This is a genomic window from Bacillus sp. FSL L8-0193, assembly GCF_037976065.1.
Taxonomy (GTDB): Bacteria; Bacillota; Bacilli; order Bacillales; family Bacillaceae; genus Bacillus; species Bacillus paralicheniformis.
Map to the genome: position 1 here is coordinate 1010744 of NZ_CP150261.1, position 23157 is coordinate 1033900.

General features: G+C 45.5%; 27 protein-coding genes and 1 tRNA gene. 25 read left to right on the forward strand and 3 right to left on the reverse strand.

Annotation, left to right across the window (positions count from 1 at the left end; all coding sequences use genetic code 11):
* Window positions 1–194 precede the first annotated feature (194 nt).
* From MHH76_RS04995 to ssuD, 4 genes are read left to right on the forward strand one after another with little or no spacing between them, the layout of a single operon-like run.
* On the forward strand, window positions 195–962 hold the full coding sequence (locus MHH76_RS04995) for an ABC transporter ATP-binding protein (RefSeq protein ID WP_020450655.1): 768 nt from the start codon (window positions 195–197) through the stop codon (window positions 960–962).
* A gap of 20 nt (window positions 963–982) precedes the next feature.
* Entirely contained in the window at window positions 983–1972 is a 990-nt protein-coding gene (locus MHH76_RS05000) for an aliphatic sulfonate ABC transporter substrate-binding protein (RefSeq protein WP_043054571.1), read from the forward strand.
* Window positions 1969–2805: an ABC transporter permease gene (locus tag MHH76_RS05005; RefSeq protein WP_043054247.1), complete on the forward strand. Its 837-nt coding sequence runs from the start codon at window positions 1969–1971 to the stop codon at window positions 2803–2805. Before MHH76_RS05000 ends, MHH76_RS05005 begins: the two co-directional genes overlap by 4 nt.
* A 13-nt stretch (window positions 2806–2818) precedes the next feature.
* The gene (gene ssuD, locus MHH76_RS05010) at window positions 2819–3949 is read left to right on the forward strand and encodes an FMNH2-dependent alkanesulfonate monooxygenase (RefSeq protein WP_020450658.1); all 1131 of its coding nucleotides are present in this window, start codon (window positions 2819–2821) and stop codon (window positions 3947–3949) included.
* Window positions 3950–3979: 30 nt separating this feature from the next.
* On the opposite strand, the gene MHH76_RS05015 is transcribed toward ssuD, so the two are convergent.
* Window positions 3980–4438: a hypothetical protein gene (locus MHH76_RS05015; RefSeq protein WP_020450659.1), complete on the reverse strand. Its 459-nt coding sequence runs from the start codon at window positions 4436–4438 to the stop codon at window positions 3980–3982.
* Window positions 4435–4641, reverse strand: coding sequence for a helix-turn-helix transcriptional regulator (locus MHH76_RS05020; protein WP_020450660.1), 207 nt, complete (start codon window positions 4639–4641; stop codon window positions 4435–4437). The genes MHH76_RS05015 and MHH76_RS05020 overlap by 4 nt, the downstream gene beginning before the upstream one ends.
* Window positions 4642–5190: 549 nt before the next feature.
* Between MHH76_RS05020 and MHH76_RS05025 the strand changes: the two genes are divergently transcribed.
* The 7 genes from MHH76_RS05025 to MHH76_RS05055 all read left to right on the forward strand — a co-directional run bounded on the left by MHH76_RS05025 (window position 5191) and on the right by MHH76_RS05055 (window position 9463).
* Complete coding sequence (locus MHH76_RS05025; RefSeq protein WP_020450662.1) at window positions 5191–5403, forward strand: hypothetical protein; 213 nt, start codon at window positions 5191–5193, stop codon at window positions 5401–5403.
* A 106-nt stretch (window positions 5404–5509) separates the two neighbouring features.
* Window positions 5510–6256: an ABC transporter ATP-binding protein gene (locus MHH76_RS05030; RefSeq protein ID WP_020450663.1), complete on the forward strand. Its 747-nt coding sequence runs from the start codon at window positions 5510–5512 to the stop codon at window positions 6254–6256.
* Window positions 6222–7691 (forward strand): hypothetical protein, encoded by a 1470-nt coding sequence (locus MHH76_RS05035; protein WP_031305077.1) that lies wholly within the window; start codon window positions 6222–6224, stop codon window positions 7689–7691. Before MHH76_RS05030 ends, MHH76_RS05035 begins: the two co-directional genes overlap by 35 nt.
* Complete coding sequence (locus tag MHH76_RS05040; protein ID WP_020450665.1) at window positions 7681–8589, forward strand: PqqD family protein; 909 nt, start codon at window positions 7681–7683, stop codon at window positions 8587–8589. Before MHH76_RS05035 ends, MHH76_RS05040 begins: the two co-directional genes overlap by 11 nt.
* On the forward strand, window positions 8586–8870 hold the full coding sequence (locus MHH76_RS05045; RefSeq protein ID WP_011197680.1) for a hypothetical protein: 285 nt from the start codon (window positions 8586–8588) through the stop codon (window positions 8868–8870). Before MHH76_RS05040 ends, MHH76_RS05045 begins: the two co-directional genes overlap by 4 nt.
* 106 nt (window positions 8871–8976) lie before the next feature.
* On the forward strand, window positions 8977–9246 hold the full coding sequence (gene rpsN / locus MHH76_RS05050; protein WP_023856470.1) for a 30S ribosomal protein S14: 270 nt from the start codon (window positions 8977–8979) through the stop codon (window positions 9244–9246).
* Between the two features lie 143 nt (window positions 9247–9389).
* Window positions 9390–9463, forward strand: a tRNA-Gly gene (locus MHH76_RS05055).
* A 108-nt stretch (window positions 9464–9571) separates the two neighbouring features.
* Here the strand turns inward: MHH76_RS05055 and MHH76_RS05060 are convergent.
* Window positions 9572–10201 (reverse strand): hypothetical protein, encoded by a 630-nt coding sequence (locus MHH76_RS05060; RefSeq protein WP_023856471.1) that lies wholly within the window; start codon window positions 10199–10201, stop codon window positions 9572–9574.
* An 80-nt stretch (window positions 10202–10281) separates the two neighbouring features.
* Between MHH76_RS05060 and queG the strand changes: the two genes are divergently transcribed.
* The 14 genes from queG to MHH76_RS05130 all read left to right on the forward strand — a co-directional run bounded on the left by queG (window position 10282) and on the right by MHH76_RS05130 (window position 23145).
* On the forward strand, window positions 10282–11430 hold the full coding sequence (gene queG / locus MHH76_RS05065) for a tRNA epoxyqueuosine(34) reductase QueG (protein WP_025811864.1): 1149 nt from the start codon (window positions 10282–10284) through the stop codon (window positions 11428–11430).
* Between the two features lie 63 nt (window positions 11431–11493).
* Window positions 11494–12396, forward strand: a complete 903-nt coding sequence (locus MHH76_RS05070) for an amidase domain-containing protein (RefSeq protein ID WP_025811863.1) — start codon at window positions 11494–11496, stop codon at window positions 12394–12396.
* A 47-nt stretch (window positions 12397–12443) separates the two neighbouring features.
* Window positions 12444–12917: a tRNA (uridine(34)/cytosine(34)/5-carboxymethylaminomethyluridine(34)-2'-O)-methyltransferase TrmL gene (gene trmL, locus MHH76_RS05075; protein WP_020450670.1), complete on the forward strand. Its 474-nt coding sequence runs from the start codon at window positions 12444–12446 to the stop codon at window positions 12915–12917.
* A 99-nt stretch (window positions 12918–13016) separates the two neighbouring features.
* Window positions 13017–13631 carry a YhbD family protein gene (locus tag MHH76_RS05080; protein WP_023856473.1) on the forward strand — a complete coding sequence of 205 codons (615 nt, stop codon included), beginning with the start codon at window positions 13017–13019 and terminating at the stop codon, window positions 13629–13631.
* Window positions 13632–13646: 15 nt separating this feature from the next.
* A complete protein-coding gene (locus MHH76_RS05085; protein WP_043054248.1) occupies window positions 13647–14357 on the forward strand; it encodes a polymer-forming cytoskeletal protein in 711 nt (236 codons plus the stop codon).
* A gap of 14 nt (window positions 14358–14371) precedes the next feature.
* Window positions 14372–15073 carry a hypothetical protein gene (locus MHH76_RS05090; protein ID WP_035339144.1) on the forward strand — a complete coding sequence of 234 codons (702 nt, stop codon included), beginning with the start codon at window positions 14372–14374 and terminating at the stop codon, window positions 15071–15073.
* A 37-nt stretch (window positions 15074–15110) separates the two neighbouring features.
* Window positions 15111–15326, forward strand: a complete 216-nt coding sequence (locus MHH76_RS05095; RefSeq protein ID WP_125897635.1) for a hypothetical protein — start codon at window positions 15111–15113, stop codon at window positions 15324–15326.
* Between the two features lie 143 nt (window positions 15327–15469).
* Complete coding sequence (gene prkA / locus MHH76_RS05100) at window positions 15470–17365, forward strand: serine/threonine protein kinase PrkA (protein WP_020450674.1); 1896 nt, start codon at window positions 15470–15472, stop codon at window positions 17363–17365.
* Between the two features lie 166 nt (window positions 17366–17531).
* The gene (yhbH, locus tag MHH76_RS05105; RefSeq protein WP_020450675.1) at window positions 17532–18698 is read left to right on the forward strand and encodes a sporulation protein YhbH; all 1167 of its coding nucleotides are present in this window, start codon (window positions 17532–17534) and stop codon (window positions 18696–18698) included.
* 307 nt (window positions 18699–19005) lie between these two features.
* Entirely contained in the window at window positions 19006–19638 is a 633-nt protein-coding gene (locus MHH76_RS05110) for an HlyD family efflux transporter periplasmic adaptor subunit (RefSeq protein WP_020450676.1), read from the forward strand.
* A 39-nt stretch (window positions 19639–19677) separates the two neighbouring features.
* Entirely contained in the window at window positions 19678–21267 is a 1590-nt protein-coding gene (locus tag MHH76_RS05115) for a DHA2 family efflux MFS transporter permease subunit (protein ID WP_020450677.1), read from the forward strand.
* A 17-nt stretch (window positions 21268–21284) separates the two neighbouring features.
* Entirely contained in the window at window positions 21285–21815 is a 531-nt protein-coding gene (locus MHH76_RS05120; RefSeq protein WP_020450678.1) for an NAD(P)H-dependent oxidoreductase, read from the forward strand.
* A gap of 13 nt (window positions 21816–21828) precedes the next feature.
* Window positions 21829–22161, forward strand: a complete 333-nt coding sequence (locus MHH76_RS05125) for a hypothetical protein (RefSeq protein WP_025811853.1) — start codon at window positions 21829–21831, stop codon at window positions 22159–22161.
* Between the two features lie 441 nt (window positions 22162–22602).
* Complete coding sequence (locus MHH76_RS05130; protein WP_230631837.1) at window positions 22603–23145, forward strand: ATP-binding cassette domain-containing protein; 543 nt, start codon at window positions 22603–22605, stop codon at window positions 23143–23145.
* Window positions 23146–23157: the final 12 nt, after the last annotated feature.

Sequence of the window (23157 nt, forward strand, 5' to 3'; positions counted from 1 at the left end):
CAATACTGCAGATGAAAGGGGAACCTTTCATCTGTTTTTTTATAATATAGGGTTGACAGGTCGGAATAATATGAATTAGTATGTTGTTTAATATTTCGGAAAATTTCATCAGCGCTGATCGGTCAACCGAAGGCTCTTATCTCAATTGGGATAAGAGTTTTTTATTTTCAGTTTAGAAAAGAAAGGGGAACAAGATGTCTTTATCAATTCGTGTAAATGAAAAAGCATTTGGAAACGGCAGCCTTAAAACAAGCGTGCTTCAAGACGTGAAACTGACGGTCGAAAACGGCGAATTTCTGACTGTCATCGGTCCAAGCGGATGCGGGAAAAGCACGCTCTTAAAAATCGCTGCCGGTCTTGACGGGAATTATGAAGGGCGAATCAGCATGAACGGAAGAGAAATCAAGGGCCCGGGGATTCAGCAAGGTTTTATCTTTCAGGAGCATCGGCTTTTTCCATGGCTGACGGTCGAGCAAAATATCGCCGCAGATTTAAGCCTGAAAGAACCGGCGGTGCGAAAAAAAGTCGATGAATTGATTGAAACGGTGCGGCTGAAAGGCGCGGAGAAACAGTATCCACGCGAGCTGTCCGGAGGTATGTCGCAGCGGGTCGCGATTGCCAGGGCTTTGCTCAGGGAGCCTGAGATTTTGCTGCTTGATGAACCCTTCGGCGCCTTGGACGCCTTTACGAGAAAGCATCTCCAGGATGTTCTGACAGACATTTGGCGAGAAAAGAAGATGACGATGATCCTCGTGACGCACGATATTGACGAATCGGTTTATTTAGCCAACCGGGTCGCGATTCTTACCGCAAAGCCGGGGAGAATCCACAAGCTGATTCCGGTCGATCTGCCATTTCCGCGCAGCAGAACATCGCCCGTTTTTCAATCAATCAGACAAAAAGTGCTGAAAGAATTCGAGACAACGGAAACATTCAGCTTTCAGGAAGGTTCAGGGATTTGAGCAGAAAGGAGCGGAAAAACGTGAAAAAATGGCCGTTGTATATGCTGGGCTGCCTGATGCTTCTTGCGGGCTGTTCAGCAGCCCAATCAAGCGGAGGGGGCGGAGATTTAAAAGAGATCAACATCGGAGTGCAGCAAAGCTTAAGCCCGTTGCTCCTTGCGAAAGAAAAAGGCTGGTTTGAAAAAGAGTTCGCAAAAGAAGGGATTAAAGTGAAATGGACAGAGTTTCAAAGCGGTCCGCCGCAGTTTGAAGGTCTTGCCGCAGGTAAACTTGATTTTTCCCAGGTTGGAAATTCACCGGTGATCGCAGGGCAGGCGGCTGGCATTGATTTTAAAGAAATCGGTCTTTCGCAAGACGGTTTAAAGGCGAACGGCATTCTTGTGAAAAAAGGGAGCGGCATCGATGACATAAAAGATTTGAAAGGAAAGAAGGTGGCGGTGGCAAAAGGCAGCAGCGGGTTCGATTTTCTGTATAAAGTGATCGATAAAGCAGGTCTGGAGCCAACAGACGTCAACATCATTCAGCTTCAGCCTGACGAAGCCATGCCGGCATTTGACAGCGGCGCGATTGATGCATGGTCGATTTGGGAGCCGTTTTTGTCCCTTAAAACGATCAAAAGTGATGCGGCAATATTGGTTGACGGGGAACAAATCGACAAGTATTCCCCGGGTTTTACGCTTGTACGAAGCGAATTTGCCGAGAAGTATCCTGATGAGGTGATCCGTTTTCTGAAGGTGTATGACAAGGCCGTGAAATGGCATAAAAACCATAAGAAAGAAGCGGTTGAAGCGTATGCGAAAATTAAAAATCTCGACAAAAAGGTCGTTGAAAACGTGCTGAATAACACCGAACCGTTAAATGAGCCGATCACAGACCGTATTATTGAAACGCAGCAGGAGACTGCCGATTTTCAATTTAAATTAAAAGCGATTAACAAAGAGATTGATGTAAAAGAAGTGGTTGACAATTCATTTATTAAAAAAGCGCTGAAAGGAGGAGATGACAGATGAGGGCTGTTTCACCAAGCACCCCCTCGATCCAGCCGAAAGCAGGCGCAAAACTGAGACCGGCCGCTTTTCGGCTGGCATGGGGGAAGGGAATTGTATTACCTGTGATATTGATTTTATTATGGCAGCTTGTCGGGACATTTGAGCTCATATCAAAAACCGTGCTTCCGGCTCCTTTAGATATATTGCTTACATTTCGGGATCTCATCGTATCAGGAGAGCTTTTCACTCATTTAGGCATCAGCATTCAGCGCGCCGCGCTCGGCTTTTTCCTGGGAGCCGGACTCGGGCTCCTGCTGGGGCTTGTAATCGGCTTTTCAAAAATCGCCGAGGATTATCTCGATCCCTCTCTGCAAATGCTGAGAACCGTTCCGCATCTCGCCGTCACGCCGCTGTTTATCTTATGGTTCGGTTTCGACGAACTGTCAAAGGTGCTCTTGATCGCGCTCGGCGCCTTCTTCTCGGTATATATCAACACATTTTCAGGAATCAGGGGCGTCGATTCGAAACTGTTCGATGTGGCGAGAGTATTGGAGTTCCATTGGCTGAAGCAGGTGACTAAGCTGATTCTTCCCGCATCGCTTCCGAACATCCTCTTAGGCATCCGCCTGTCGCTCGGTGTTTCGTGGCTGGGCCTTGTTGTTGCCGAACTGATGGGATCAAGCGCGGGAGTCGGCTATATGATTATGGATGCCAGACAGTTTTCACAAACCGATAAGGTGTTTGTCGGAATTTTGATTTTCGCTGCCGTCGGCAAGCTGACGGATTCATTCGTCAGAATTCTGGAGAAAAAGTGCCTTGGCTGGAGAAACAGCTATCAAGGTAATCAAAAGTAAAGGGGAGATCTTTTTGGACATTTTATGGTTTATTCCTACTCATGGGGACGGACGTTATCTCGGCACAGACACGGGAGGCAGAGCCGCAGATCACACCTATTTTCAGCAGGTAGCGCAAGCGGCTGACCGGCTTGGGTATACAGGGGTTCTTTTGCCGACGGGAAGATCGTGCGAAGATCCGTGGATTACCGCCGCCGCTCTGGCGTCAGTCACGAAAAATCTGAAGTTTTTAGTCGCTGTAAGACCCGGTTTGATGCAGCCGTCGGTTGCGGCGCGGATGGCTTCCACATTCGACCGGCTTGCAGAGGGCAGACTCCTCATCAATGTGGTCGCCGGCGGTGATCCGTATGAATTAGCCGGCGACGGCCTGTTTATCAGCCATGATGAACGGTATGAAGCGACAAATGAGTTTCTCGACATATGGCGGTCGCTTTTAAAAGGCGAGACTGTCAGCTATTCGGGGAAACACTTGAAGACCGAAAACGGCCGCTTACTCTTTCCGCCCGCCCAACACCCTCATCCGCCGATCTATTTTGGGGGCTCGTCAAAGGCCGGGCAGGAGACTGCCGCCAAACACGCAGATGTCTATTTAACATGGGGAGAGCCGCCCCATCTCGTTAAAGAAAAAATCCAATCTGTCAAAAGACAGGCTGAAAAAGAAGGGAGGAACGTCCGTTTTGGAATTAGACTGCACGTAATCGTCAGAGAAACGGAACAAGAGGCGTGGCAGGCGGCAAATAGACTGATCAGCCACTTGGATGATGAAACGATTGCCGCAGCCCAAAACGCGATGAAACGGACGGATTCATCAGGGCAAAAGAGGATGGTTCAGCTTCATCAGGGAAACAGAACCAATCTTGAGATCAGCCCGAATCTTTGGGCGGGCATCGGACTGGTCAGAGGCGGAGCGGGGACAGCGCTCGTCGGTGATCCGGAAACGGTGGCCTGCCGGATAAAAGAATATGCTGATCTCGGCATCGAATCCTTTATCTTCTCAGGTTATCCTCATCTTGAAGAAGCGTACCATTTTGCCGAAAAGGTCTTTCCGCTCCTTCCGTTTCGCCCGAAACTTCAAAGAAAAGCGTCTGGCGAAGTCATCGGAAATGACCATTTTCCGACGAGGCAAAAGGAAAAAACGATTTAAATAAAAAAACTCCAGACATTCTGGAGTTTTTTATCTGTTTTTATAAAATGAAAACATATACGAAAGATGCTGAATAATGATCAGCACAAAGATGACGATGATCGGGAAATACGGGATCCTGGCTTGGAAAAACGGGTAAAAGATCAATAGAAGCGCTGCGACTGGCATCGCCACATACAGCACGATATAAGATGTTCTGCATGCTTTTGCGGTAATCATCTGTTCTCTTTCATCCTGTTCTTTAAATTCGTCAGGGACGAGCATAAAGCGCTGCTTGCGTGAACCGCTTTTTTTCTCCAAGTATGTGTAAATCGAAAGCACGAGCCCAAAGAGAAGGATGGGAATCAGGTTAAAAACAAAATGGAGCTCTGAAGCGTTTGTTTTCAAGCTTTTGGCGATTTGTTCCGATGTGTGAAAAAAGGTTATAAACGTCCAGCATGCGAGTCCGAACAGAAGGATGTGAAAGAAAGTCCGTGTGATCATATTCATTCGTGTTTGCCTCCCTCTAACCAAAATACGTCTTCCATTTTTAATTGAAATTCCTCGCAAATTTTCAAAGCCAAAAGAAGCGACGGGATGTAATTGCCTTTTTCAATGGCCGCAACTGTCTGCCTTGTAACTCCGATCGCGTTTGCAAGGGCTTCCTGTGAATACCCGTACCTTGCTCTCAATTCTCTAACCCTGTTGTTCATCCTACCACCTGCAATTCTTCGTTTATATAGTATATTTGACATATTGTTAAATGGGTTTGACATAATGTTAACTTGATTTTACAATGTAATCAACATCTTTTGATCTAGGATCGGCAGGTTATTAACTGTAACATTTAAATTTATACATAAAATTAACAGAAATGGAATAGAGAAAATAGAATTATCTCACTTTTTGAAAAAAGGGACTTTGGGGGTATTTTGGGGTTCGGATTTCAGGAGAAGGAGAGTCTTATTAGCCAGTTCTTTTTCCTTAACATCCTTGAAAGACACGAGATTTATAAAAAGAAAAAATGAGAGAGAAAGAAGGAGGAGAAATAAGACAAAAAGATTATAAAGACATCATAAAGTGGAAACGGGGCTTTCATCTTCTCTTCCAAGCCGAAAAGCGTGGGCCATTAGATTGAAAAACCGCGAGATCCTTAAATAAATAGTTGGAACGTAGTGTTTATGAAATAGGAAATTTCATAGATTTCAGTATGATTTTGGATATGTTACTCTTTGGTTACTTGATAGAAAGGAGGGGGAAAAATGACATACGCAGCACCTCAGGTTGACTATTCTGTCAATCCGTCGATCGAAGATCAGGCTTGGTTCTTGGTGTTTGTTGCAGTGCTTTTGGCACTTGGCGCAACTGTTGTTCTTGGCGCCGCTGTATGGTGTGTAGTTAACGGAAACGGCAGCTTCACAGGATCCGTCCAATGGGTCAGCGGTTTGAAAGTCAACATTGAATGTAGGAAATAGCCATACTTAAAGTATCTGTTCACAACAAGAGACATATTTGATGAGGCTTAACCGTCTGTGGGGGGCGGTTAAGTCTTCCTGACATTAATCATACCCTGGAGGCATTATGTTTATTATAGATAACCTATCTAAAACATATAAAAACAATGTGACTGCCGTTAGCGGGTTTCATATAAAGATTGAAAAAAACCAGATTGTCGCGATAGCGGGTCCGAACGGTTCAGGAAAGACGTCGATTATTAATTCCATTTTAGGAATCATTACGCCTAGTGAAGGAACCATTCTTTTGGATGACCTGCAGAACACGACGGCGGAATTCAAGCAAAAGCTGGCGTATGTTCCCGATGAACTGCTTTTGCCGGATGCCCTTTCAGCTGCCGAATATTTGGATTTTGTTTCTTCTATGTATAATTGTACATCAAATGAAAAGCGGAGACAATTAATTGAGCTTTTCGATATGAAAGAGGCTTTGCAGGAGCCGATTGAAACGTACTCACACGGAATGAAAAAAAAGACGCAGCTGATCGCTGCTTTTATGCTGGAGAGCGAATTTGTCATCATGGATGAGCCGTTTCGCGGGCTTGATATTGAAGCGGTCATCAATACGAAAAAGCTGATGAAGCGCTATGCGGCCACACAAGGATCGATACTGCTTGCGACTCATGACATGCTTTCTGCGGAAGAATTGTGCGATAAGATTGCGATTATTTCCAAAGGCGTCAAGATGGATGAAGGAAAAGTCAAAGAATTAAAGGTTAAATACAGCTGTAATTCGCTTGAAGAAGTGTTCTTGAAAGCTTCGATGCTGAGTGATAGGGGTGCGCATTTTGATCAAATCATTCGAAATTTCTAAAATGATGCTGAAAATGTGGCAGAAGGAAATGGGCAAGCTCTTAAATACCGGCACCAAAAAAATGATCGCCGCCCTTTTTTTAATTTTGGCGGTTGCGATGGGGAGCATCATTGGCTACAGCTTTACGGGGATGTTTTTAAGCGCTTTTCTGAATGGAGAAATTCGCTCACTCGGGTTGTTCGTGATTTCAATGTTCATGAACGTCTCGATTTTTACGTTTGTTTTCTTCATTTTATTTAAAGTAAGGACGCCTGAACAGAACAGCTTCTCCATGCAGCTGAGCTGGTTCCCGCTGACGGCTTTCGAGAGGAGTCTCGGATATTTTATTCCGTTTGCCGGCGCGGTTTCATTCCTTGTCCTGTTTATCATGTCTATTCTGCTGATTCCGAATTTTGTCGCCAGCGGTGTAGGCTTTTGGTTTGCTTTTACGTTTTTTGCCCTGCTTTTTGTGCAGATCATTTTTTTCTTTTCGCTTCTCAACCTTGTTTATAACCTGGTGTATATGGTGATCTTGAAATTCGGTTTTCCGCTGCAAAAATTTTTTTCAATGTTTGTTCTTGTCGTATTAGCTGTTATTTACGGATTCACCTCTTTTGATCTGGGGAAGATTCAGAACGCTTATTCAACCTTTGATTATAATCTGACATATTTTGCAGCGCCGCTGTTTCTCGTGCTGAACGGTCAGTCGGCAGGCGCCGGAATTATACTGGTGGTGCTGATCTTGGCAGCCGCAGTAACTGCTTCGTTTATGTCGCTGAATGTTGTGCCGATCCTCACTGAAAAAAAATCATCCAAACTGTTTTCATTTATTAAAATCCCGTCGTCAAAACCGCTGTCTTTGGCGGTGAAAGAAATAAAATCACAGGCCAGAAATGAAGAAAATATTTTAAACTTCATTTTTTTACTTTTGGCTCTATGCTTTTTAAAATACAAATTTCAGTTCGGATTTACCGGGGAGAGCTATTTGGTGCTTGGAGGCGTGACGGGCATCATCGCCTTCAATTCATATGGGAATGATCTGCGGATGATGCAGGTGTACAAGGCGATGCACTTGAAAATAACAACGGTTTTGTGGTCAAAGTATCTCGGGCTGTGTGTGCTTGGCCTCATTCAACTCTGCTTGTTTTCCGTGTTGACGTGGACTTTTCCTGAGAGCTTTGCGGTCTTCGTAAAGACGATTGCCGTGCTATTAAACGCAATTGCGATGTTCTATTTAGCGGGCATTATTTTTCCGCTTGACCGCAACAACCCTTATATGGGGATCTTCTCTTTCGGAATGCTCCTCATCTTTATGATTCCGCTGTTTTTCATCGTGAATTATGCGGTCGATAAAGTCACGGGCGAAGCGCTGCTGTTTCTCATACCGTGTCTCGAATTACTGCTGATCCTGCTGTTATACGGAGGGTTTAAATGGAGGTACCATTATGATCATTAGGATGTTGAAAGCACTGGTCGGAATCAAAAAAATTCCCTATTTTCCAGAGCATGTGAAGCTGGATCGGAAGCATATTTCAGATCGCGATCTCGATGCGGATTTTCCCATCAATCCGACAGCCTATCAAATGCTGAAAGAAGTCGACGGAAAAAAAGACGAACTGGAGATAGCCGGGGATCTGGCCGGCGTCTTTCGCGTCAGTGAAGAGGTGTTGCTAAAGGATTTGCACCAATTGCTGACAGGGCTCAACCGCAACTATTTAATCAATTGGAAGTACGGTGAACGCCCGTCTTTCCTCGGTTTTCTCTATCAGTTTTTCGGCCAGTACCATATTCGCTACAAGGAAAGGTTTTCAAGCGATTCTGATTCATTTCTGTTTTTGTACATGAAATTTCTTCATGTGATTTCTAAGAAAATTATTGTTTTCTGGCTCGTCTTTTTGATGCTGTCGCTTTCGGCTTACATTTTCGTTCCGGACGGTTCAATCATCAGCATTGCCGCTTATTTTTCCGTCATCTATTTCGGGTTGATCACCGGCACAGCGCTTCATGAAGTGGTGCACGGCATCGCGCACCGGAAATTTGTCGGAAAAAACGGGCCTCAAGGGTTTTTAGCGGCTGATATGATGTCCGTCAAATTTATCAGGCCTGTCATATCGCCGTATGATAAAAAGTCGATTTGGATTACGGCGTTGGGGCCGCTTATACCAGGGGCGCTCGGAATAGCTGGCGTGCTGTTTACGATCTTTTTTCTTCAGGAAAACGCGGTCTCGGTCGGCATGCTTCTGTTCTTTTCCACTTATGCTCTGCATATGATGTATCTGCTTCCGTTTATGGGTGACGGAAAGTCGATTATGAAACAGCTGATGATCAGAGGAATTGGAGGTAAATCATCATGAATACAAACTCTTTAAAGCAGGGACTAATCTTTGCCAGTTTCTCAAGCTTTCTCGCATTTCCGATGCTTGCGGCTGCGCTTTTGTTTTATCATCTTTTTTCAAATCAAACGAGCAACGATATCCTGTTTAACAGTTTGTCGTTTGTCATGGAGAGCGAATCGGCTTTTTCATTCCAGGTGAAGCCCAACTTTTTCTTCATTATGATCGGGCTGTTTATCGGCATTTTTATTATAACGGCCGCGATTTCATCAATTTATCAGAAAAAAAAGGGTGAATCTTAAAAGAGCTTGCTACTTGAGGCAGGCTTTTTTTATTTGCATCGGAAGACGGGTTGTGATAAATTTAAATCGTAATCATTACGCTTTATTGAGAAGGAGGATACTCAGAGTGGCCAAGAAATCAAAAATTGCTAAAGAAAAAAAGCGCCAAAAGCTTGTTGAACAATATGCGGAACTCAGAAAAGAACTAAAAGAAAAAGGCGATTACAGAGCTTTGAGCAAGCTTCCGCGCGACTCGGCGCCATCAAGGCTGCATAACCGCTGCGAAGTGACCGGAAGGCCGCGAGGATATATGAGAAAGTTTAAAATGTCGCGGATCGCGTTCAGAGAGTTAGCATATAAAGGCCAGGTACCAGGTGTGAAGAAATCCAGCTGGTAATCTGTCAATGTCCGGAAAAAAGCTGCCGATGTTCATATCGGCGGCTTTTTTTCGACAAATTTTTAATATACCCTTGACGAAATTTTAATAAACGTGTAACATAATAAAAGTCAAAACGATGATGTTGTTTTTAGAGATCATATGCGGGTGTAGTTTAGTGGTAAAACCTCAGCCTTCCAAGCTGATGTCGTGGGTTCGATTCCCATCACCCGCTCCATACATACTGTTTATAACGCAGTGTTTCGTTTCTCAGATTAAACGAAGCATTGCGTTTTTTCATGTATGAAATCATCGTAAAAAACCTGCTCTCTTTAAGAACAGGTTTTTAAGGAAAGACGGTTGAGATATGTTCGCCGCCGTGAATTTGTTCGAACATTTTTGTTAAAGACTCGAGCAGGCGGCGGGATTCTTCTATAGATAATGAGGGCCTGAAAAAGACGAGCTGCAAGGCATCTTTTGTATCCGTTCCTGCATGATGAAGGCTGAGGTTTCCGGTGATCGTGCCGAATGCTCCAGCATCATCGGAGAACGTGATGATCTCGCCGGGACTTCCGGGTTCGATTTTGATCGGACCGTTTAATTTCCGGGCATCATATATATGAACCGGTATCAAATATTTGAGGGAGAAAAAACGGCTCAGATCAATCGCTGAATTTTCCGGCTCAACAAAGCGTTGTTCTTTGATATCTTTCAGCATCCGTTCGAGTCCGCTTTCCCGTCCTGAATAAGACGGGTTCAGCTCACGGAAGGCATCATGCCATTCTTTAACGGCCGATTCATCTTCGGGACTGCGATCGGCATAGTCAAAAAACAGCGATTCCTGAAAAAGGCGGAGCCGGCCTTTGAGCATTTGCGGGGAGCCGGTGATCTCAATATCTTGATATAACACAGCGCCAACCTTAAATGAAGGAATGCGGTTTAAAATAGCAGGCGCGATTTGCAAACGAAGTTCCAATTTAAATTCATCTCCCGTGTCATGGTACACTCTATTATACAGAGAGCGAAAACGAAAACAAAGAAAGGAGGCTCTGCACGATGGATGTGAAAAAACTGAAACAGGATGTCATCGAATTCGCACAGGAAATCGGCATCGATAAAATCCGGTTCGCCAGTGCAGATACTTTTGAAACATTAAAAGAACGATTGATTGAGAACCGGACCCTCGGCTATGAATCAGGCTTTGAAGAACCCGATCTTGAAAAGCGGACGAACCCGGATCTGCTTTTGCCGAAGGCGAAATCGATCATCGCCATCGCCCTTGCTTACCCTTCAAAAATGAAAGATGCGCCGAGAAGCAAGAAAGGCGAACGGAGGGGCATCTTTTGCAGAGCTTCCTGGGGAAAGGATTATCATCATGTCCTGCGGGAAAAGCTTGATCAGCTGGAAGAATTTTTGAAAGCGCAGCGCAGCGATGTCAGAACGAAATCGATGGTTGACACCGGTGAGCTGTCGGACAGAGCTGTCGCAGAGCGCGCGGGCATCGGCTGGAGCGGAAAGAACTGCATGATCATTACGCCTGAATTCGGGTCTTACGTTTACTTGGCGGAAATGATTACGAATATTCCGTTCGAGCCTGATGAGAGAATCGAAGATCAATGCGGCTCATGCAACAAATGTATCGAGGCATGCCCGACCGGTGCGCTCGTCAACCCCGGGCAGCTCAACTCCCAGCGCTGCATCGCTTTTCAGACGCAGACAAAAGGTTTTCTGCCCGACGAGTTCCGTACGAAAATCGGGAATAGGATCTACGGCTGTGATACGTGCCAGATGGTATGCCCGAAAAATAAAGGGGTCGATTTTCATCTGCATCCTGAAATGGAGCCGGACCCTGAGATTGCCAAGCCGCTTTTAAAACCGCTTCTGACGATGTCGAATCGCGAATTTAAAGAAAAGTTCGGCCACGTGGCCGGCTCATGGAGAGGCAAAAAGCCGATTCAGAGAAATGCGATTATCGCACTTGCCCATTTTAAAGAAACGGACGCTCTCCCTGAACTGATTGAGCTGATGCACAAAGATCCGCGACCGGTCATCAGGGGAACCGCCGCATGGGCGGTCGGAAAGATCGGCGGAGCAGATGTGATGGGTGAATTGGAGCGCGCGCTCGCGCACGAGCAGGATGAAGAAGCAAAAGCTGAAATCCAAAAAGGCATCGCTCTTTTAAAAGAAACGAGTGCGACTAATTAAGGGCTGTCCTGACATATGTTTAATGATGAGAAATGAATTAACAAACATATGGTGGTGTAGCCCTTGAAACAGATCATCGAGCAGCTCCTGAAAGCCAGACTTCATTACTTAATCAACGGAAAAGATGAAACAAACTGGCGGGATGCCGGGGGTTTTGAAATCATTGAACGGAAGCGGAGGCTTTTTCAAAAACGCGGCGTGCAGATCGTGAAGGCCAATATAAAAGCAGCTGTAAAAGAGCACTGGCTTGATGAAGACGGCGCGTCGCATGTGAACTATCAAACCCATACCGCATACTTGTGCAAAGACGGGGATGATATGTATATGGAAGAACATATTGAAGACAGAAGCGCCATTTTGTATGATCAGATGGTCATCAAAGACTCCAAGGCCCCGCGTCCGGCCGCACAGTCTTATCCTGACCCTGAAAGCGGCGATGATGAGATGCGCGAATTGCTGGGAAGGGCGTTCCGCTATGACCGGCTGGCCGCGGTGCGCTATGCAGAAACGTATTGGAATAAACGAAATCCCGCTTACAAAAACTTTGAAGACAATTGCACAAACTTTATTTCCCAGTGCATAAGGGCGGGAGATGCGCCGATGCGCGGCTATCCGAACAGAGGAAAAGGCTGGTGGATGCAAAACCATTCCTGGAGTTACAGCTGGACTGTCGCTCATTCGCTCAGAACCTTTTTGAAGCAGTCAAAAGCCGGCCTCCGAGCGGTTCAAAAGCGGGCCGCGAAAGAGCTGATCGAAGGCGATGTCATCTGCTATGATTTTAACGGAGACGGAAGATTTGACCACGTGGCTCTTGTGACGGCAAAGGATAAAAGCAATATGCCGCTGGTGAACGCGCAAACGCACGACTGCCGGATGAGGTACTGGTCTTACGAGGATTCGCCTGCTTATACTTCATCGATTCGATATGCGTTTTTTCATATATCAGATGATACGACAAAATCGTAATGAGTGGTATAATAAACAGCGGATCAGAAAAACAGAGGTGAATACTTTTGGCATTGCATGTCGTACTATATCAACCAGAAATTCCTGCAAACACAGGAAATATCGCACGGACTTGTGCAGCAACAGATACAACGCTTCATTTAATCAGACCGCTCGGTTTTTCAACCGACGATAAAATGCTCAAGCGGGCAGGTCTTGATTATTGGGAATTCGTCAATGTCGTCTACCACGACTCATTGGACGAATTGTTTAATGCCCATCCTGACGGCCGTTTTTTCTTCATTACAAAATTCGGTCAAAAACCGCACACTTCATTTGATTATTCAGATCAAAACGAAGATCACTTCTTTGTCTTCGGAAGAGAGACGAACGGCTTGCCGAAAGAGCTGATCGAACAAAACATGGATCGCTGTCTGCGCCTGCCGATGACAGAGCATGTCAGATCACTGAACTTATCAAATACTGCAGCAATCCTCGTGTACGAGGCGCTTCGCCAGCAGAATTACAGAGATTTGACTTAAGCTTTATCAGGAAAAGAGCCCTTTTTAACAGAGGGTTCTTTTTTTTACTTTCTAATGTAACAGTGTTATGTTACAATGTGTGTAAAGGAGCTGAAACAGATGGTTCAGGATGATTTAATTTCAAAAAAAGAGCTGCTGGATTTGACTTCGATCTCATACGGGCAGCTCTATAGATGGAAACGGAAAAATTTAATACCGGAAGAGTGGTTTATCCGGAAATCGACGTTCACCGGACAAGAAACGTTTTTTCCGAAGGAAGACATTTTAAAAAGAATCGAAACCATTCAAAGCATGAAAGAAAATCTTTCCCTTGATGAAATGGCGGAAATGTTTACACCCGGTCTGTCCGAACTTAGCGCGAGCCGCGGGGAACTGCTTGAAAAAGGCATCGTTTCACAAGCGGTCATGACGTTTTTTGAAGAATGCACCGGAAAGCGCGATGATCCATTTCATCTGACAGAAGCGCTTGCGGCTTATGTGCTGGAAGGCCTGCTCCAATCCGGCGACATCAGCCTGGATGAAGGAAAAATGGTGCTGGATGTCATCATGTCACACGAGGCGGAGAACAAAGGGAGGCTGATTGTGCTTCGGAAGCTCGGCATTGCAACATGTCTGATCACCGAGGGCAGCATCGTGTTGGAAAAAGGAGTCAAGGTCGCCGCTGACATCAATCTGGCAGCGAGCAGCGAAGAATTGAAAACAAAATTCATGTAAATGGAGGATCAAAAGATGGAGAATTTATTGATAAACGGATTTGGCAGTTCAGGCGGAGGCACGTATCAAACGGTTGAATTAAACGGCAAAGGAACGATTAACGGCGATATTGACTGCGAAAGGTTCAGCTGCAGCGGCACCGGGACTGTAAACGGAGACGTGAAAGCGGGGGAGCTGAGAATCAGCGGCCACGCCAAACTAAACGGCGCAATCGCAGCTTCCAAGGTCAGAATCGACGGTTCTGCAAAGGTGGATGGCGATGTCGAAGCAGAACAGCTTAAAGTCTTAGGCTATGCCGGCATTAGCGGACATGTGAAAGGCGACGAAGCAATCGTTCGCGGAAAAACGTCAATCGGCAAAGACTGCGAAGTGGAACATTTTACTGCGGAAGGCTATTTTACAATCGACGGGCTTTTAAACGCGGAACAAATTGAGATTAAGGTTCACGGCGGTGAAAGTAAAGTGAAAGAAATCGGGTGCCGGCGGATCGTCTGCACTGCACATCAATCGAAGCTGTTCTCGTTTTTAACGCCGCTTATTTCTCCTCCGAGACTGTCTGCCGAGCTGATTGAAGGGGATCAAATTGAACTCGCCAATACGGCCGCGAAAGTTGTCCGGGGCAATTCGGTTATCATCGGCGAAAATTGCGACATCGGCCTGATTGAGTATAAGGAAGATATCCGGGTGGCGGAAACGGCAAAAGTCGGAGAGAAGAGGAAAATATAGCGGAGGGATAGGACATGAAGAAACACGACTTGAAAATACACGGCTCCGGAAATGCCGGAGGCGGATCATTCCATCATGTTCTCATCAGAGGTGAAGGAACGATCACAGGAAACATTGAATGTGAAAAATTCAGTACACACGGCACAAGCGAATTGTCAGGCGATGCGACAATCAAAAGCTTTAGTGTACACGGGGAAACAGAGATCCGGGGGAGGCTGAAAGCTGACAAAGCCAGAGTGTACGGGACGGCGGATGTTTCTGAGGACGCCGACATCAGCGATGCAGCCGTAAAAGGCATTATCAATATCGGGGGTAATATGGCGGCTGAAACGTGCGATGTCAAAGGCGCACTGAACGTAAGAGGCGATTGTGAGGCAGAGGATTTTACACTGACGGGCAGCTTGGACGTAAAGGGTCTGCTGAACGCCGGCGCGATTGACATCGGCTTAAAGTTCGGAAACAGTTCGATTGGCGATATCGGCGGCACGCATATTAAGATTGGCAAAAAACGCGGGCTCTTGTTTAATAGAAACGGAGGTTTTCTCTCAGCAGGGACAATCGAAGGAGATGATATTTACCTGGAAAACACGGAGGCCCGCATGGTCAGGGGAAACCGCGTGCATATAGGGCCCGGATGCAAGATTGAGAAAGTTGAATACAAAAGCAGCTGCCGGGTATCTCCTAAGTCTGAAGTGAATGAAGATCAACAGGAATGAAACAGTGTTATGTTACGAAAAAAGGATGGCTTCAAAAGTGAGCCATCCTTTTTCCTTTGAATTTTATTTGCCGGGTTTGCTTTCGTATCCGGCAGTAAAAATGGATACGAGGAACGCGAGGATGACCCCCATCATGATCAACGTTCTCATTAAAATCCCTCCTCATCCTTATTCCCTTGTTGTCATCTGCACCGATGCCATCAGCCGTACCGCAGGAGCACTTGCGGACGGAACTTTTCTGCTCTTATTATGAATGGTTTGCTCCATCCTTGTCAATTCGAGGAAAGTACATTTCATTTTTTATATGAAAAGCATCTAAAGGGACATCTCCGCATAGATTGAATGTAACAGTGATTCACTTGGCACCTTGCATTTATCATCATATAGGAGGTTCTTATGGATATATTAAAAAAGATTGAACAGTATAGAGAGGAAGAGCAGCGTCTGAAATGGGAAGGAACCTTCGCTGAATATTTGGAAATCGTAAAGGAAAATCCGACTGTCGCGCAATCTGCTCATTCCCGCGTTTACAATATGATTAAAGACAGCGGCATTGAAGAGAAAGACGGGAAAAAAGTATACAGCTTCTTTGACAAAGAGCTGTTTGGTCTTGAAGAGCCTTTGGAACGCCTTGTTGAAGAATACTTTCATCCGGCCGCGAAGCGCCTTGATGTCAGAAAAAGAATCCTGCTTTTGATGGGGCCTGTCAGCGGGGGAAAGTCGACTTTGGTCACCATGCTGAAAAGGGGGCTTGAAGCATACTCTCTTACAGATGAAGGGGCTGTCTACGCCATTCAGGGCTGTCCAATGCACGAAGATCCGCTTCATCTAATTCCTCAGCATCTGCGGGACGATTTTTACAATGAATACGGCATCCGTATTCAAGGCAACCTGTCCCCTTTGAACATGATGAGGCTGGAACAGGAATACGGCGGAAGAATAGAAGACGTGAAGGTTGAAAGAATCTTTTTTTCAGAGGATAAACGGACGGGGATCGGCACGTTCAGTCCGTCGGACCCTAAATCGCAGGATATCGCTGATCTGACGGGAAGCATTGATTTTTCGACGATTGCCGAATACGGATCGGAATCCGATCCGCGCGCATACCGGTTCGACGGAGAATTAAACAAAGCGAACAGAGGAATGATGGAATTTCAGGAGATGCTGAAATGCGATGAAAAATTCCTCTGGCATCTTTTATCGCTTACACAGGAAGGGAATTTCAAGGCGGGCCGGTTCGCGCTCATCTCAGCGGATGAATTGATCGTAGCCCACACGAATGAAACCGAATACCGTTCATTTATATCCAATAAGAAAAACGAAGCGCTCCATTCGCGGATTATCGTCATGCCGATTCCATATAATTTAAAAGTATCAGAAGAAGAAAGAATTTATGAAAAAATGATCGCTGAAAGCGATGTGTCTGATGTTCATATTGCGCCGCACACGCTAAAAGTGGCTGCGATGTTTTCGATTTTGACGAGGCTGAAAGAGCCGAAGCGGTCAGACATTGATCTTGTCAAAAAAATGAGGCTGTATGACGGAGAGAGTGTTGAAGGCTACAATTCTGTCGATGTCGAGGATTTGAAAAAAGAATACACTGACGAAGGAATGAGCGGAATCGATCCGCGCTATGTCATCAACCGGATCTCGTCGACGATCATCCGCAAAAACATGGAATCGATCAATGCGCTTGATGTCCTCCGTTCTTTAAAAGAAGGGCTTAGCCAGCATCCATCGATTTCGGCAGAAGACCGCGAGCGTTATTTGAACTTTATTTCCGCCGCCAGAAAAGAATACGACGAAATGGCGAAGAAAGAAGTCCAAAAAGCGTTTGTGTACTCTTATGAGGAATCTGCGAAAACGCTGATGGACAATTATCTTGATAATGTCGAAGCGTACTGCAATAAAATTAAGCTTCGCGATCCGCTGACGGGAGAAGAAATGAATCCGGATGAAAAGCTGATGAGGTCAATAGAAGAACAAATCGGCATTTCCGAAAATGCGAAAAAGGCATTCCGCGAAGAAATTCTCATTCGCATTTCTGCCTATGCAAGAAAAGGGAAACGGTTTGACTATAATTCGCATGAGCGGCTCAGAGAAGCCATTCAGAAAAAGCTGTTCGCAGACTTGAAAGATGTCGTCAAAATCACGACATCGACAAAAACGCCGGACGAACAGCAGCTCAAGAAAATCAACGAGGTCGTCGCCCGTCTCATTGATGAGCACGGCTACAACTCGACTAGCGCAAACGAACTCTTAAAATATGTAGGAAGCTTATTAAACCGGTAACTTGAAGACCCGTCCGGAGAAGGGCGGGTCCTTTTGTCCCATTTTCAAAATTGTTTGTCAAAAGTTATTTGCACCTGCATAAGATAACAATAAACATTTTAGACTTGCATCCGCAGGGCTATAAACCGAAGCCATTTAAGGGGATTATCAATAAGGAGGGGAATTCATGTCCCATAAAGACAATGGCCATTTTATTATTTCTCAGGAAGACTGGTCCCTCCACCGAAAAGGGTATGATGACCAACAGCGTCACCAGAAAAAGGTGCAGGACGCGATCAAAAACAATCTGCCTGACCTGATTACAGAAGAAAGCATTATTATGTCCAACGGCAAAGATGTTGTCAAAATTCCGATTCGATCGTTAGATGAGTATAAAATCCGCTATAACTATGATAAAAATAAACATGCCGGCCAAGGAGACGGCGACAGCGAGGTAGGAGATATCGTCGCAAGGGACGGTTCGGATAAACGGGGCGCCGGCAAAGGCCAGGGAGCGGGCGATCAGGCCGGTGAAGATTATTATGAAGCGGAAGTTTCGTTAATCGATTTGGAAGAGGCGCTCTTCAGCGAAATGGAACTGCCGAATTTAGAACAAAAAGAACGGGATGATATCGTTGTCGAAGATATTGAGTTCAACGATATCCGCAAAACGGGTTTGACCGGTAATATCGATAAGAAAAGAACGATGCTCAGCGCTTTTAAGCGAAATGCAATGACGGGAAAACCTTCATTTTATCCGATCTACCCCGAAGACTTAAAATTTAAAACGTGGAATGACTCCGTAAAGCCGGAATCAAAAGCCGTTGTGCTCGCAATGATGGATACGAGCGGATCGATGGGCGTTTGGGAAAAATATATGGCGCGAAGCTTTTTCTTTTGGATGACACGTTTTTTACGGACAAAGTATGAAACGGTCGATATTGAGTTTATCGCCCATCACACTGAAGCCAAAGTGGTATCAGAAGAAGATTTCTTTTCGAAAGGGGAAAGCGGGGGCACGATTTGTTCATCTGTATACCGCAAATCCCTCGAACTGATTGAAGACAAATACCATCCGACACGCTATAACATTTATCCGTTTCATTTTTCGGACGGCGATAATTTGACATCCGACAATGCGCGTTGCGTTAAGCTTGTCGGAGAGATTATGGAGAAAGCGAATATCTTTTGCTATGGCGAAGTCAACCAGTACAACAGACATTCAACGTTAATGTCAGCCTACAAAAATATTAAAAACGAAAAATTCAAGTATTATGTGCTGAAACAGAAAGCCGATGTTTTTCAGGCTCTGAAGAGCTTCTTCAGCAATGAAGAACGGCATCAATATACATGAAAAAACGCGATTGAAACCTCCGGCAGCGGAGGTTTTTTGTTTGGAAAATATTTAAATCAAAATTTTAAGTGCAAGGTTATTGACATTCTTTATTACTTTAACTAATATTTAATCTTGTTAACTATTTATTTTGTTGTGCAGAGGTAAAAACAAATTTACCGCTTCCGATCTTTCTTGCTCAGTTTTGAACAACTTTTTCAGTACACGTCCCGCAAGTTGCTGGGCAGGAAATAGGAAAACGCAAAACCGCGGAAGCCGATCAAACCGGCTTCATCCAAAATATAAGGATATGAAAGGAGAAATAAACATGAGCAAAGGACGTTTAATTGCGACGAACATTATCGGACTCATCATCGTGCTTGCCATCTTAGCAGGAGGTGCGTATTTCTATTATGACAGCATCAGCTATGTGAAAACCGACGAAGCACACGTGACAGGCGAGATGGCCGACATTACGGCGCCTGCATCAGGGAAGCTCTCAGATTGGGATTTGAAAGAAGGATCAAAAGTTTCAAAAGACGAAAAAGCAGCGAAAATCAAAGGGGAACAAACGGTTGACGTGAAGTCGATCATGGACGGAACGATTGTCAAAAACGAAGCGAAAGAAGGCCAGATCGTACAAGCCGGTCAAACGCTTGCGAAAACCATCGACATGGATCATCTGTACATTACAGCTAACATTGAAGAAAACGACCTGAAAGACATCGAAAAAGGGGACAAAGTCGATATCGTCGTTGACGGTGATTCAGGCACTACATTTGAAGGAAATGTCGAAGAAATCGGCTATGCGACAAACTCAACATTTGACTTGCTTTCTCAAAGCAATTCAAGCGGAAACTACACGAAAGTGACGCAGAAAGTACCTGTGAAAATTTCAATTAAAAACCCGTCTGACAAAGTGCTGCCGGGAATGAACGCATCCGTGAAAATTTCAAAATAACCGGGGGAAATAAAAACGAGCGAAAGGAGGATGTCATAAGTGGCTTCTCAGAAAAAAGGAAATATGTCACTGCTCATCATTTTAATGGGCGGCTTGTTTCTGGCCATTTTAAACCAAACGCTACTGAATGTGGCGATGCCTCATCTCATGACAGAGTTCAATGTGAGCGCCACAACGATTCAATGGCTGACAACCGGATATATGCTTGTCAACGGCGTTTTGATTCCTTTATCAGCCTTCCTGATTATGCGGTTCGGCGGACGGAGCTTGTTTTTAACGGCGATGCTGCTGTTTACGGTCGGAACGCTGATATGCGGAATTGCGCCTAACTTCTCGACGATGTTAACCGGACGCCTCATTCAGGCAGTCGGCGGAGGCATACTTCAGCCTTTGGTCATGACCACGATTCTCTTTATCTTTCCTCCGGAAAGCCGCGGGAAAGGAATGGGAATCTTCGGGCTTGCGATGATGTTTGCTCCTGCTGTCGGTCCGACGCTATCCGGCTGGGTCATTGAAAACTACAGCTGGCGGATCATGTTTTACGGCCTTGTGCCGGTTGGTTTGATCGTCATCATTTTCGGTTTTTTCCTATTTAAAAATATGACGGAACCTAAAAAAATCAAATTGGACACAGCGGGCGCGATTCTTTCAATTGTCGGATTTGCGGCGTTGCTGTATGGTGTGAGCGAAGCCGGCTCAGACGGCTGGGATGATCCGCTCGTACTTTCTACAGTTGTGATCGGTGTGATCGGCATTGCCGCTTTTATCATCCAGCAGTTGAAATCGAAAGAGCCGATGCTTGACTTCAGAGTGTTCAAATACGATATGTTTTCACTGTCAAGCGTGATCAACGCCATCATTACAGTTGCTTTGTATGCAGGAATGTTCCTGATTCCGATTTATTTGCAAAACCTGGTCGGCTTTACAGCGCTTCAGTCGGGGCTTCTGATGCTGCCGGGCGCACTCGTCATGCTTGTGATGTCGCCGATCTCAGGAATTTTATTTGATAAAGTCGGCCCAAGGCCGCTAGCGATTGTCGGATTATTGATCACTGTTGTGACGACCTACGAATTTACGACGCTTACGATCGATACACCGTATATGCACATCGTGTTGATCTATGCGATTCGGGCGTTTGGGATGTCCATGTTGATGATGCCGATCATGACTGCCGGCATGAACCAGCTTCCGCAGCATTTAAACAGCCACGGAACGGCGATGTCGAATACGCTTCGCCAAATCAGCGGTTCGATCGGAACGAGCTTGATCACGACGATTTATACAAATCGCACGACATTCCACTATGCATCAATGGCCGATCAGACAAATACGGCTGATCCGTCATTTATGAGCACATTGCAGTCAACCATTCAGTCAACAGCGCAATCGATGCATATATCTCTTGAACAAGCACAACAATATGTCGTGAAATATTTGACCGGACAGGCTCAGCTCAACTCGAATGTCATGGGCATCAATGACGCATTTATGTGGGCGGCCGGGTTCTGTGTCATCGGCCTCGTTCTCAGCCTGTTTTTGAGGGATGTCAGAAAAGACAAGCTGCGCAGGAAGAACAAGGCGGAGGAGCTGACATTGCTTCCGGCTCCTAAAGAAGCGAAAGAATCTTAAAATGAGGAGGTTCTGACATGAAAATTTATGTTGTTTACGACAGTGAAGGCGAGCATACGAAAAAGCTGGCTGAAGCCATTGCGGAAGGCGCAGGGGAACATGAGGCTGCAGACGTGCTGATCGATCATGTCAGCCAGGCGGATATTAGAAAGCTCGAAGAAATGGATGCTATCATCTGGGGCTGCCCAGGTCATTTCGGTACAATCAGCTCCGGATTAAAAACTTGGATCGACAGGCTGGGCTACCTTTGGGCGGAAGGGAAGCTGATCAATAAGATCGGCGCAGTCTTCTGCACAACAGCGACAACTCACGGCGGTCTTGAGGCGACAATGCTCAACTTAATAACACCGATGCTTCATCAAGGCATGATGGTCGTCGGCTTGCCTGGAAATGTACCTGAAAATGCTTTATACGGGTCTTATTACGGTGCAGGCATCACGTGTCCTGTCGACAGTGACGAACTGATCGGCGAAGAAGGCCTGGAGCTGGGCCGGGCTTTAGGCAGACGCGTCGCCCAAGTGACAGACCGCTTTACAGCAGGACAGTGAGGAGCGATTTGACATGACCATTATATTGACCATCATCGCTGCTGTCCTCGTCATTATCGGTCTGGTGGTATTTAATGTACGGTCGGCGTCTTCACAGGATAAACCCGAACATGAGGATAACGCGGCAGCTGAAGCTGGCATTCCTCATGTTCAGGAAGAAGAAGCGCCTGAGCAAGTTGAAGCCGATCAGCAAGATCCGTTCGAAATGAATGATCAAACCTATCGGGCGATTCTGCAAAAACTTCAACATCCAAAAGAGGAAAAAAAACATTCCGAGAAAACGGAAATGGACGATATGGATTACCGAAAAGCATTAAAATCCATGAAAAAACGGGAACAGGATTAAAGGCAAATTCGCTGGGAACCAGCGGGTTTGCTTTTTTTATTTGCGCTTTTTTGCAATATTACTTGTGATTTCCCTCGTACTACTGATGCAGTACTCTGATACAGCTCGGTCTGGAAGGAAAGACGCAGCTTTGGTTATATAATCCGAACAACAGTGCGTTATTGCTGTTGTATACCAATTGATTTCCCGCGCTAGTTTATTCATTTTCGGGCTGATTGTCAGAAGCGTTCTGCTCTCAAGCAGCAACAGCCTGTTTTCCGCGTCATTTGCTTCTTGTCAATATCGCTGTCTTTTTAGGCTCCGTGTTTTTTCCACATGAGGTGATGTTCTTTCGAACGATAGATGAAGCGCTCAGAAAATATTCGGCTATCAAAAATTCATCCGGGACATTTCCTTGTTGATCTACAATGCTTATGGATTATTCGAGGCGCTGTTCATCAAGTGCAGAGATTCTGGAGCATTTCTTTAAAAGCTGATTCAGCCAGAAAGGAGACGAAGAACATCGCCTATTTAACAGAGCTCGATATGTTCTACGATCCATTTCGGGTCAAGGATATGATTCACTTTTATGAAACCCAGTTTTCCGATTTCCGTATAAATAAAGCGTGGGATCTGTTAAAGGACATGAAAATCGACGGGGATAAAAAAATCGGCAAGCTTTCCAAAGGCAACCGGGGCAGGCTGAAGCTCGCGCTCACATTGGCGCGCGATGCAGCAGTCGTGCTGCTTGATGAGCCGTTTTCCGGTCTTGATCCGATGGTGAGAGAATCGATCGTCAAAAGCCTTCTTACATATTTGGAGCTTGATAAGCAGACAATCGTCATCGCCACCCATGAGATTCATGAAATTGAACAAATTTTGGATGAGGTCGTCGTCGTCTTAAATGGCCGAATTGAAGAAAAAAAGGATGTCGAACAGCTGCGCGAGGAATCCGGAATGTCGCTTTTGGAATGGCTGAAACGGTTTATTGAAGAAAAAAATTGAAAAGGCTGGAGG

What these genes read in the sequence shown, in the direction of transcription:
- yhbH (WP_020450675.1), top strand. Translation starts at nt 17,532, where the DNA reads ATGTCCCATAAAGACAATGGCCATTTTATTATTTCTCAGGAAGACTGG.
- MHH76_RS05120 (WP_020450678.1), top strand. Translation starts at nt 21,285, where the DNA reads ATGAAAATTTATGTTGTTTACGACAGTGAAGGCGAGCATACGAAAAAG.
- MHH76_RS05125 (WP_025811853.1), top strand. Translation starts at nt 21,829, where the DNA reads ATGACCATTATATTGACCATCATCGCTGCTGTCCTCGTCATTATCGGT.
- MHH76_RS05085 (WP_043054248.1), top strand. Translation starts at nt 13,647, where the DNA reads ATGGAGAATTTATTGATAAACGGATTTGGCAGTTCAGGCGGAGGCACG.
- MHH76_RS05005 (WP_043054247.1), top strand. Translation starts at nt 1,969, where the DNA reads ATGAGGGCTGTTTCACCAAGCACCCCCTCGATCCAGCCGAAAGCAGGC.
- MHH76_RS05045 (WP_011197680.1), top strand. Translation starts at nt 8,586, where the DNA reads ATGAATACAAACTCTTTAAAGCAGGGACTAATCTTTGCCAGTTTCTCA.
- MHH76_RS05040 (WP_020450665.1), top strand. Translation starts at nt 7,681, where the DNA reads ATGATCATTAGGATGTTGAAAGCACTGGTCGGAATCAAAAAAATTCCC.
- queG (WP_025811864.1), top strand. Translation starts at nt 10,282, where the DNA reads ATGGATGTGAAAAAACTGAAACAGGATGTCATCGAATTCGCACAGGAA.
- MHH76_RS05025 (WP_020450662.1), top strand. Translation starts at nt 5,191, where the DNA reads ATGACATACGCAGCACCTCAGGTTGACTATTCTGTCAATCCGTCGATC.
- MHH76_RS05080 (WP_023856473.1), top strand. Translation starts at nt 13,017, where the DNA reads ATGGTTCAGGATGATTTAATTTCAAAAAAAGAGCTGCTGGATTTGACT.
- MHH76_RS05030 (WP_020450663.1), top strand. Translation starts at nt 5,510, where the DNA reads ATGTTTATTATAGATAACCTATCTAAAACATATAAAAACAATGTGACT.
- prkA (WP_020450674.1), top strand. Translation starts at nt 15,470, where the DNA reads ATGGATATATTAAAAAAGATTGAACAGTATAGAGAGGAAGAGCAGCGT.
- MHH76_RS05090 (WP_035339144.1), top strand. Translation starts at nt 14,372, where the DNA reads ATGAAGAAACACGACTTGAAAATACACGGCTCCGGAAATGCCGGAGGC.
- MHH76_RS04995 (WP_020450655.1), top strand. Translation starts at nt 195, where the DNA reads ATGTCTTTATCAATTCGTGTAAATGAAAAAGCATTTGGAAACGGCAGC.
- MHH76_RS05020 (WP_020450660.1), bottom strand. Translation starts at nt 4,641, where the DNA reads ATGAACAACAGGGTTAGAGAATTGAGAGCAAGGTACGGGTATTCACAG.
- MHH76_RS05015 (WP_020450659.1), bottom strand. Translation starts at nt 4,438, where the DNA reads ATGAATATGATCACACGGACTTTCTTTCACATCCTTCTGTTCGGACTC.
- MHH76_RS05110 (WP_020450676.1), top strand. Translation starts at nt 19,006, where the DNA reads ATGAGCAAAGGACGTTTAATTGCGACGAACATTATCGGACTCATCATC.